At 67.9% G+C, this 11,507-nt stretch carries 1 protein-coding gene; it reads right to left on the reverse strand.

Going from position 1 to position 11,507, the window contains the following annotated elements:
• Positions 1 to 23: 23 nt before the first annotated feature.
• Positions 24 to 11,387 (reverse strand): amino acid adenylation domain-containing protein, encoded by an 11,364-nt coding sequence (locus ACLEJU_RS20100; RefSeq protein ID WP_435425343.1) that lies wholly within the window; start codon positions 11,385 to 11,387, stop codon positions 24 to 26.
• Positions 11,388 to 11,507: the final 120 nt, after the last annotated feature.

An 11,507-nucleotide genomic window follows, 5' to 3' on the forward strand; every position in this document is an offset into this window, starting at 1 on the left:
GGCTGCGGTGCAGCCCCACGGAATTACGGGGTCACCTTGCCGAGCTGCAGCGCCTGGCCGTCGTGCCACCAGGCCGCGAGGCTGAACACATCCGGGACCTTGAGGATGCTGAAGTGGTCGCCCGGCCCCTGCCACAGCGCCAATTGCGGCATCAGCGCCTGCCAGCCGGTTTGCATCGCTGCCTGTTCACGAGCGTTGCCGGCCGCGTCCAGGCTCGGGTCGTCCACCAGCACCAGCCCTGCTGGCCCGCTGTAGTTCATGCGCGGCTGGTAGCGGGTACGCAGCGCCGTGGCGAAGGTCCGCACCGTGCCATCCAGCGCCCGCGGCGCCGAGCGGGCCGGCAGCAGGCCGATGCGTACCATGCCCGCGTGCAGCTGGCGCAATTGCTCGTCGTCGCTGGCCTGGGCGAAAGCCTGCGGCTCGATGCCCAAGGCCTTGCCGGTGGACAATTGCAGCGCGTGAATCAGCTTCTCCAGCGCCTCGCCGAAGGTGTAAGGCCTGCCACATGAGCCCGCCTCGCCCGGCGCCTCGCTGTCGATCAGGGTCAGCGAACGCACCTGGCGCCCCTTGGCCTCGAAACGCGCCGCCATGGCGTGCGCGACCCAGCCCCCGAACGAATGGCCGACCAGGTTCAGCGGCCCTTGCGGGTACAAGTCTTCGATGGCCTGCACGTGGCAGTCGGCGGCAGCCTCCACGGCACCGTGCGGCACCCGGCTGCCATCCAGGCCCCGCGCCTGCAGGCCGTACAGTGGCCAGTCCGGGCCCAGCGCTTCGGCCAAGCCGATGAAGCTGGTGACGCTGTCGCCGGCACCGGGCACGCAGAACAGCGGGGCATGGCCCGGCTGCCCGCTCTGGATCGCGACCAACGGCTGATAGGCCGGCTGCTCGGCAGGCACCTGCAGCTGATCGAGCGCCCGGGCGATCGCCTCTCCCAGCGTTGCAACGTGGGGGGCCTGCATCATGCTGCGGTGATCGCCGGGGACGCCGACTTCGAGCAGCACCTGGCCCGGCAATGTCTCGCGCCAGCCCAGGCTCGCCAAGCTGTCGCTGCCTTGCTCGGCGCGGAACAGGTGCACCGGTATGTCCAGTGGCGCCAGGCGGTAATGGGCCATGGCATGACCGTGGGCCAGTTCACGCTCGAAGTAGTCGCGTAGCTGCACATCGCTCATGCTCGACCACAGGCCGTAGAGCAGATGGTGTTCGCGGCAGCTGGCGAGCAGGCTGGCGAAATCGCTTTGCCGGGCCTCCAGACGCTGCAGTTGCGCCAGCGGCGCGGTCCCGGCCTCGCCCTGGGTGCGCCAGAAGCTGTTGCAGGTGAGCAGCAGCTGGTTTTCCAGGGCGCGCGGGCCTTGCCAGCGGGCCTTGCCCTGGTCGGCCAGGCGGGGCACGTAGGTGTCGATCAGGCCGAGGAACTCGACCCCCTCGTCCGCACCCAGCAGCTGGTTGGCCATTTCGAAGGCCAGCACGCCACCGAACGACCAACCGGCCAGGCGATACGGGCCACGGGGCTGGACCTTGCGCAGCTGCGCGATCTGGTAGCGTGCCAGGCACTCCAGCGTGCGCGGTTGTGCTTCACCACCGGGAATACCCGGCAGGCCGTAGATCGGGAAGTCGCCTGTTAGGTGCTGGCCCAGCACCGGGAAGTAGAAGTCCAGGCCGGTGAATTCGTGGACGAGGAACAGCGGCGCCTGTGAACCGCTGGCGCGTACCGTGACAACGGTCTGCGCGTGTCCGTTGCGGCTGGCATCCAGATGCCGGGCCAGTGCCGCCACGCTGGGCTGCTGGAACACGTCGTTGATTGCGGCCGCCAGGCCGGCTTTGCCAAGTTTGTCGATCAGGCGAATCGCAGCCAGGGAATGGCCACCCAGTTCGAAGAAGTTGTCGTGGCGCCCTACCCGTTCCACACCCAGCAGCTCGCACCAGATGCCGGCCAGCAGGGTTTCGGTGTCGCCTTCTGGTGCTTCATAAGGGCGGTCCTGAAGGGCGTCGGGTGCCGGCAGCGCCTTGCGGTCGAGCTTGCCGTTGGGGCTCAGCGGCAAGGCGTCGAGGTACATGAACTGCGCCGGGACCATGAACTCCGGCAGGTGCGCGAGCAGTGCCGTGCGCAGGGCTTCCACGGTTTGCGCTGTGCCGGTGTAGTAGGCGATCAGGCGCTGGTCGCGGGCGATCACCACGGCTTCCTTGATGCCATCGATGGCAGTCAGGCCGGCCTGGATCTCACCCAGTTCGATGCGCAGGCCGCGGATTTTCACCTGATCGTCGTTGCGGCCCAGGTATTCGATATTGCCGTCTGGCAAGTGGCGTGCAAGGTCGCCGGTGCGGTACAGCCGTCCGCCTGGGCGGAACGGGTCGTCGAGGAAGCGTTCGGCGGTGAGTTCGGCGCGGTTGAGGTAGCCACGGGCGACCTGTACACCGCCGATGAACAACTCGCCGGCCACGCCTTGCGGTACCGGTTGGCCTTGGCCATCGAGTACGTACAGGGTGGTGTTGGCGATGGGTTTGCCGATCGGGGTGTTGTCGGGTGCAGTTACGCAGTGCCAGGCGCTGACGTCCACGGCGGCTTCGGTGGGGCCGTAAAGGTTGTGCAGTTCGACAGTGGGGAGTTGTGCGTGGAAACGGCGCACGAGGCTGCCTGGCAGGGCCTCGCCGCTGCACAGGACGCGTTTGATGGCACCGGCTTCGCCGGTGATCGCGGCTAAAGCCGCTCCTACAGGGGACGTGCTCGCTGCTGAAGACAGGTATACATCCAGCATCGAGGGGACGAAGTGCAAGGTGGTGACGCCTTCGTTCTGGATAACCTGGCGCAGGTACTCGGGATCGCGGTGTCCGCCTGGGCGGGCCATGACCAGGCGGGCGCCAGTCTGCAGCGGCCAGAGGAACTCCCAGACCGAAACGTCGAAGCTGAACGGGGTCTTCTGCAGCACCACGTCATTGGCGCCCAGCTGATAGGCGTCCTGCATCCACAACAAACGGTTGACCACGCCGGCATGCTCGTTCATCACGCCCTTCGGCAAGCCGGTCGAGCCTGAGGTGTAGATGACATAGGCCAGATGGCGTGGCGTCAATCCAGCGACAACAGGGTTGTCAGCCGATTGATCGCTCCAGGACGGCTGATCCAGATCGATGATCTGCCCAGCATCCGGCACATGGCGGGTCGCCGCGTGCACCAGCACTGCCACTGGCGCGCTGTCGGTCAACATGTGCCGCACGCGCTCGGCCGGGTAATCCGGATCGACCGGCACATAGGCGCCCCCGGCCTTGAGGATCGCCAGCAGCCCGACCACCATCGACAGGCCACGCTCGACGCAGATCGCCACACGATCATCCGGTTTGACGCCAAGGTCGATCAGGTGATGCGCCAGGCGGTTGGACTGTTCGTTGAGCTGGCGATAGCTCAGATCACCCTCTTCAGCGCGCACGGCGAGCGCATCCGGGGTACGCGCAACCTGCGCCTCGATCAGGCCATGCAAGGTCTGCTCGAGGTTGTAATCGACCGCCGTGTCATTGAATGTCAGCAACAGCCGCTTGCGCTCGTCGGCATCGGGCAACCCGGTGTGGGCCGGAACGGCGTGCTCGCCTTCTGCGAAGGTCCACAGCAATTGCTCCAGATAACCCACATAGCGTTCGACGGTAGCCCGTTCGAACAGCGCAGTGGCAAACACGATGCCGCCGCTGAAGCCATCGGCGCCCTCGCCCATGCTCAAGCTCAGGTCGAACTTGGCGATGCGCGCCTGCCCGCCCAGTGCCGTCACCGCCAGATCGCCCAGCTCCAGGGCCTGGCGCTCGGGCGTGGCATCCCAGTCCAGCGACGCCTGGTACAGCGGCGTATGGGCCAGACTGCGCTGCGGGCGCACGGCCTCGACCACCTGCTCGAACGGCAGGTCCTGATGGGCCTGGGCTTCGAGCACTGCGGCCTTGAGCCGCGCCAGCAGCGTGGCCACCTCCGGTGAGCCCGACGTGTCCACGCGCAAGGCGATGGAATTGACGAACATGCCGATCAGGCCGTCCACCTCCGCCTGCCGGCGGTTGGCCAGCGGCGAGCCGATCACCACTTCATCCTGGCCGGCCAGGCGTGCCAGCAATACCGCCCAGGCCGCCATGAACAGCATGTACGGGGTCACGCCCTGGGCCCGGCACACGGCCTTGAGTTCCAGGCTCAGGCGTGGGTCCAGGCTGAGCGCCACGCTGTCACCGGCATACTGCTGGCGCTCTGGCCGTGGTCGGTCCCATGGCAGGCTGAGCAGGGTTGGCGCGCCGCTCAGCCGGTCGCGCCAATAGTCGGCCTGGCGCTGCAGGGCTTCGGCGCTCAGCCAGCGCCGCTGCCACAGTGCATAGTCCAGATACTGCACCGGCAAAGGCGGCAACGGGTCGTCGCGATCAGCGCTGAACGCCTGGTAAAGCGCGCCCAGCTCCCTCACCAGCACCGCCAGCGACCAGCCATCGGCGACCAGGTGGTGCACGGTCAGCAGCAGGATGTGGTGATCCTCGGCGCGTTGCAGCAAGCAGCCACGAATCGGCAAGTCATGGTTCAGCGCAAAGGGCTCGCTGGCGTGCAGTTCTACCCGTTGCGCCAGCGCCTGCTCGTGCAGATCGCGCGCATCTTCCAGGGCCAGTTGGAAACCGCGCGCGTCCGCTGCCAGCACCACGCGCGGCTCGCCATCCTGCTCCACAAAGTGACTGCGCAGGCTCTCGTGACGTTCGACCAGCCGCCGCAGCGCGCGCTCCAGCGCCAGCGCATCCAGCGCGCCGCGCAGGTGCAGGCCGAGGGGGATGTGATAGGCCGTGCTGCCCCCGCTCATCTGCGCCAGGAACCACAAGCGCTGCTGGGCGAACGACAGCGGCAGGCTGCCCAGCCGGGGGGCCGGCTGGATCGCTGGCAAGGCACGCTCGGCATGGCTGCCCAGGCTGGCGGCGACCGCTGCCAGGCTGTCATCGGCGAACAGCTCGCCCAAGGCCAGCTCCAAACTTAGCCGCTGACGCACCTGGGCGAGCATGCGCATGGCCAGCAACGAATGGCCGCCCAGCTCGAAGAAGCGGTCCTGACGCCCGACCTGCTCCACCTGCAGCAGCTCACCCCACAGCTGGGCCAACAGCGTTTCGCGTTCACCCTGGGGTGCTTCGTAGGCCGCAGCAGCAAAGTCCTGCGGGCCGGGTTGCGGTAGCGCCTTGTGATCGACCTTGCCATTGTTGGTCAGCGGCATCCGCGCCAGTGCCACATAGGCACCCGGCAGCATGTAGTCGGGCAGCCGACCGCGCAGGAAGCTGCGCAGTGCACTGGCGTCCAGCGCCGCATCGTGGCGGGTGAACCAGGCGACCAGGCGCAACGGCCCTTGCCCGTCCGCCAGCGCCGACACCTGCACGTCGCCAATGCCCGGGCACTGCGACAGCTGTTGCCTGATTTCGCCCAGCTCGATACGAAAACCACGGATCTTCACCTGGTCGTCATTGCGGCCCAGGCATTCCAGCTGGCCGTCAGGCTGCCAGCGCACCAGGTCGCCGGTACGGTAGAGCCTGGCCCCGGGCCGCTGGCTGAACGGGTCGTCGATGAAGCGCTCGGCAGTGAGCTCAGAGCGATTGAGGTAACCCAGTGCCACCCCATCGCCACCGATGTACAGCTCGCCGACCACCCCACGCGGCACCAACTGGTAATGGGCATCGAGCACATAGACCTGGGTGTTGCCGATAGGTCGGCCAATCGGCACCTGAGTGGCATTCGGCGCCAGCCCCTGAACGGCACACGCCACTGCAAACGTCGTGGTCTCGGTCGGCCCGTAGCCATTGATCAGGCGCAGGCCCGGCGCTCGCTCCAGCATGGCGCGGAAGGCCGCAGGCTCGGCACGCTCGCCGCCGCTGATGAGAATGCGCAGGCCAGCCAGTGCCTCGGGCAGCTGCTGCACGTACTGGTTGAACAGCGCCGTGGTCAGGAACAGCACGGTGATGCCGTCATCCACGAGCGCCCTGGCGAAACGCTGAGGGTCGATCAGCTTCTGGTGATCGACCACGCGCACCTGCCCGCCATTGAGCAGCGCGCCCCAGACGTCCATGGTGCTGGCATCGAACGCCGGGTTGGAGGCAAAGGCGATGCGGTCCTGGGCATTGAAGTCGGCATAGCCATTGTTCAGCACCAGGCGGGCAATGCCGCGGTGCGGCACGCACACGCCCTTCGGCTGGCCGGTGGTGCCCGAGGTGTACATCACGTAGGCGGCGCTGCCGGCATCCTGCGCCAGGCCCGGGTCATGCCCGGCTTGCGGGTCAAGCATCAGCGTGTCGAGGTCCAGGCGACGCGCCGGGAAGTCCGCCTCAGTTTCGGCCAGGGTAAGCAACACGACGGCTTGGCAGTCTTCGACCATGAAAGCCTGGCGCTCGACCGGCGCATGGATATCCAGCGGCACATACACCGCCGCACACTTGAGCACCGCCAGTTGCGCCACCAGCAAAGGCAGCGAGCGCGGCAGCAGGATCGCCACGCAGGTGCCAGGCGCGACGCCTTCGGCGATCAGGTGATGGGCCAGGCGATTGGCCTGCAGGTTGAGTTCGCCATAGCTCAGCGCTTGCTCCCCATGCACGGCCGCCAGGGCCAGTGGGTGGCAGGCTGCACGCTGCTCGAACAGCTGGGCGACGCTGAGGTCGCGGGGGTAATCCGCCGTCGTGGCATTGAAGGTGTGCAGCAGCGCCTGGCGCTCGTCCTCGCCGATCAGCTCGACCCGCTCCAGCGGCGCCTGGTCGTTACCAACCATGGCCCACAACAAAGTTTGCAGGTATCCGAGGTAGCGCTGCGCGGTGATCTCGTCGAACAACGCCGTGGCGTATTCCAGGCTGCCGGCTACGACGTCGTCATGCTCCCCCAGGTTCAGGCTGAGGTCGAACTTGGCCACCTGCGCGGCCTGGGCCACGGCTTCGAGCTGCAAGCCTTGCAGCTGCAGGGCGGCGCCCTGGGTCGCCTGCCAGTTCAGGGTCGCCTGGAACAGCGGCGTGTGGCCAAGGCTACGGGCCGGCCGGACGATCTCGACCACCTGTTCGAACGGCAGGTCCTGATGCGCCTGGGCCGCCAGCACCCGGGCCTTGACCTGCTCGAGCAACGCCTCGGCAGTGGCCGCTGAGCCGCTGTCGATGCGAATGGCCAGGGTATTGACGAACAACCCCGCCAGCGCCTCGAGTTCAGCGTGACCACGGCCGGCCACCGGGCAGCCGATCACCACCTCCTGTTGCCCGGACAGCCTGGCCAGCAAGGTGGCCCAGGCGCCCAGCACAGTCATGTACAAGGTCACCCCATGGCGCTGGGCCAGGGTGCGCAGGCCGGCCGCCAGGCGCGGGTCCAGCTGCACCGGCAGGCTGGCCCCGGCGAAGTCCTGGCGCTCCGGCCGTGGCCGGTCGCTCGGCAGTTTCAACAGGCTCGGCGCGCCGTCCAGCGCCTCGCGCCAGTAATCGGCCTGGCGCTGCAATTGCTCGCCGGCAAGCCAGCGCCGCTGCCACACCGCGTAGTCGCCATACTGGATGGCCAGTGGCGGCAGCGGGTCTTCCAGGCCTTGGCGCAGGGCCAGATACAGGGCGCTCAGTTCGCGCGTCAGTACCCCCAGCGACCAGCCGTCGGCCACGATATGGTGCACGGTCAAGGCCAGCACATGCTGCTCGGTACCCAGGCGCAGCAACCGCGCCCGCAGCAACGGCCCGTGGGCCAGGTCGAAGGGCCTGCTGGCTTCTTCGCGCAGCTTGCCGGGCAAGGCATCCAGGCCAATCTCTTCGCGCTGGAACCACCCCGCGCCCGCGCTGGTGCCAATGATCACCTCGGCGCTGTCATCGCGCGGCACGAAATGGCTGCGCAGGGTTTCATGGCGCTCGACGATGCGCAGCAGCGCGCACTCCAGCGCGTCGTCATCCAGCGGCCCGCGCAGGCCCAGGGCCAGCGGCACGTTGTAGGCCTGGTTGCCGCCGTCCATCTGCGCCAGGAACCACAGCCGTTGCTGGGCGAACGACATGGGTAATGGCTGCTCGCGGGGTACCGGGACGATCGCTGGCAGCGCGCTGCGCCCCGCCCCCGCCAGCACCTCGGCCACTGCCGCGAGCTCGGCATTGGCAAACAGCTCGGCCAGTGTCAGCTCCACGCCCAGACGCAGGCGCACCTGCGAAACCATGCGCATGGCCAGCAGCGAATGCCCACCCAAGGCAAAGAAGTGGTCACGCCGCCCCACCCGCTCGACTTGCAGCAGCTCGGCCCAGATCTGCGCCAGGGCCTGTTCCAGTTCGCCCACGGGGGCCTCATAGCCTTGCTCGAACAGCGCCGAACGCTCGGGCCTGGGCAAGGCGCGGCGGTCGAGCTTGCCGTTGGCGGTCAGCGGCAGGGCCTGCAGCTCGACGAACGCCACCGGCACCATGTATTCAGGCAGGTGTGCCTGCAACTGGGCGCGCAGGCTCTCCGGGGTAGCCGCCTCGACATCGGGCTGGGGGGTGAAATACGCCACCAGGCGCGGCTGCCCGGGTTGGTCCTCCCGCGCCAGCACCACGGCCTCGTTGATACCTGGCAGGCTGGCCAGGCGGCTCTCGATCTCGCCCAGCTCGATGCGCACGCCACGGATCTTCACCTGGTCATCGTTGCGCCCCAGGTACTCGAGGGTGCCATCGGCCAGCCAGCGCACCAGGTCGCCGCTGCGGTACAGGCGGCCGCCTGCGCTAAAGGGGTCATCGAGAAAGCGTTCGGCGGTCAACTCAGGGCGGTTCAGGTAACCCCGGGCAACCCCGGCACCCCCGATGTACAGTTCGCCCGGCACCCCCAGCGGCGCCAGCTGGCGGTGCGCGTCGAGCACGTACAGGCGCGCGTTGTCCACTGGCCGGCCGATATGCAGCACCCCGCCCGCCTCGACCACCCCAGAGCTGGCCACCACGGTGGTTTCGGTCGGGCCGTAGTTGTTGACCACGGCAAAGCGCTGGGTACGGTTGAACTGGCGCAGCCGATCGCCGCCGATCAGCAGGGTGCGCAGGGTCGGGTGTTCGAGCTGGTGGCTGAAGGCATATTCGGCCACTGGCGTGGGCAGGAAGCTCACGTCCAGGGGTTGGCCGCGCCACCAGGCCAGCATGGCGTCGAGGTCTTCGTTGCCTTCAGCGGGCGGCGCCAGGTGCAGCGTGGCCCCCGCGCACAGCGCCGGCCAGACCTCCCAGGCCATGGCATCGAAGCCGAAACCGGCCAGGCATGAGGTGTGGCGGCCGTGGCACAGGTCGAAGGCGCGGCAGTGCCAGTCGACCAGGTTGTTGACGGTGCGGTGCTCGACCATCACCCCTTTGGGCTGGCCGGTGGAGCCTGAGGTGTAGATGACATAGGCCAGGTGGCTGGCCTCCAGTGTCGCCACGCTCGGGTTGCCGGCCTGGGCCGGCCAGTCTGGCTGGTCCAGCAGCAGCACCGGCACTGCGACGGCCCCCAGGCGCCCGCGCAGTGCCTGCTGGGTGAGCACCACCACCGGGGTGCTGTCGCCCAGCAGGTAGTGCACCCGCTCATCCGGGTGCGCCGGGTCGATGGGGACATAGCCGGCACCGGCCTTGAGCACGGCCAGCAACCCGACCAACGTCTCCAGCCCTCGGCGGGCGAGCACCGCCACACGATCATCGGGGCGCACGCCCAGCGCGATCAGCCGGTGCGCCAGTGCATTGGCCTGGTGGTTGAGTTCGGCATAGCTCAATGCCTGCTCGCCGCAACGGGCGGCGACGGTGTCCGGGTGCGCTTGCGCCTGGTTTTCGATGCGCCGGTGCAGGGTCAGCGTCGCCTCGAAGCCGGCCGCGTAGTCATTGAACCCTTCCAGCAGTGCATGGCGCTCGCTGTGCGGCAGCATCGGCAGCGCCAGCACCTGGGCCCCGGGCGTCTGCAGCAGGCTTTCCAGCGTCTGCTGCAGGTAGGCGCAGACGCGCTCGGCGGGCACCTCGGCGCTGGCCAGCAAGGTCAGGCGGAAAGCTTCACCAAGGTCATCGACACTCAAGGTCAACGGGTAGTTGGTGGCCTCGGCGGAGTCGACGATATCGATACCGGCCAACGCTGCCCGGCGTGGCGCGGCTGCCCCGACCGGGCTGTTCACAGGGCTATGGCGATAGTTGAGCAAGGCATTGAACAGTGGCGCCGGGGCCGCCACGCCGCTGCAACGCTGGGCCAGGGCCAGCGGCGCATGCTCATGACGCATCAGCGCACTCAGGCGCTGGTGTGTAGCGCGGATGGCTGTCGGCAGGTCGCTGTCGCCCAAGTCGACCCGCAACGGCAAGGTGTTGATGAAGATCCCCAGTGCCCGGTCGGTGGCCTCTGCACCGAGCAGGCGGCCCATCAGCACCGTACCGAATACCACCTGCTCGCGCCCGGTCAGGCCACCGAGCACCCGACCCCAGGCCAGGTGGAACACACTGGCAACGCTCACGCCAAGGCTGCGGGCATGGGCGCGCAGGCGCTGGCACAGGGCAAGCGGCAGGTCGATGGCGTGCTCTTGGTGGCTGTCGCCCTCGCCCTGTACGTCCTGGATGCCATAGGCCAGGGTCGCTTCGTCGATATCACCGAGCATGTCGCGGAAGAACGCCTCGTGCTGCGCTTGGCTGACCCCCAGCACCGCCTGCGCCACGTAGTTGCGAAACGGCACCGGCGTGCCCAACTGCTGATCTTCGCCGCTGAGGAAGGCGATCAGCTCGTGGCGCACCACCTCCAGGGCGCTGTGGTCCATGGCGATATGGTGGAACTGCAAGGTGGCACGGAGCCTGCCATCGGCCTCGGGCGCCTCGCGCAACAGGCGCATCAGCGGGGCCTGGGTCAGGTCGAGCCAGGCACGCGCCGGGTCATCGGCGGGCAGCGCCAGCACCTGCAGCTCGGCATGCCGCCATACCACCTGCAGCGGCGTTTCCAGGCCTGTCCAGTGCACCGAGGTGCGCAGGATATCGTGCCGCACGATCACCCCGCGCAAGGCCTGGGCGAACGCCTGCAGGCGCGCCTCGCTGGCGAATACGAAGCGTGCCTGCATCACGTAAGGATCGTGGCCGTTGGCGCTGGCGTGGTGGAACAGCATGCCCTGCTGCAGCGGCGCCAGCGGGTAGATATCCTGGACATTGGCAGCACCGCCGGGTATTTCGGCGACCAGCCGGTCGAGGGTGTCCTGGTCCAGCTCGGCCAGGTTGACCAGCGCCGGGGTGATCCGCGCGCATCCCGGCGGGATCAGGTTGCCCGGCACGTGCACCGTGCCCTGCTTTACAGCCACGTATTCACCGCTTTCGATCAGCGCCACCAGCGCCGGCTTGTGTTCACGCAGGCGTGCCACCAGTGCAGCGTCGGTCAGCGCCTGACGGTTGCCCTGGACCACCAGCTGGCCGTCCTTGAGCGCCAGCTGCACGTTGTTGGCCGAAAGTGTTGCCAGTAGTTGGTTGATACTCACAGGACGATCTCCATTCTGTCTGTGATGGCTGCATAGCCGGCCAGGGTCGGTTGCTCGAACAGCGCGCGCACGTCGGCCTCCAGGCCTTGTTCGCGCAAGCGGGAGGTCATGGTCACCGCC

This window comes from Pseudomonas sp. SMN11 (assembly GCF_052041945.1).
GTDB lineage: Bacteria > Pseudomonadota > Gammaproteobacteria > Pseudomonadales > Pseudomonadaceae > Aquipseudomonas.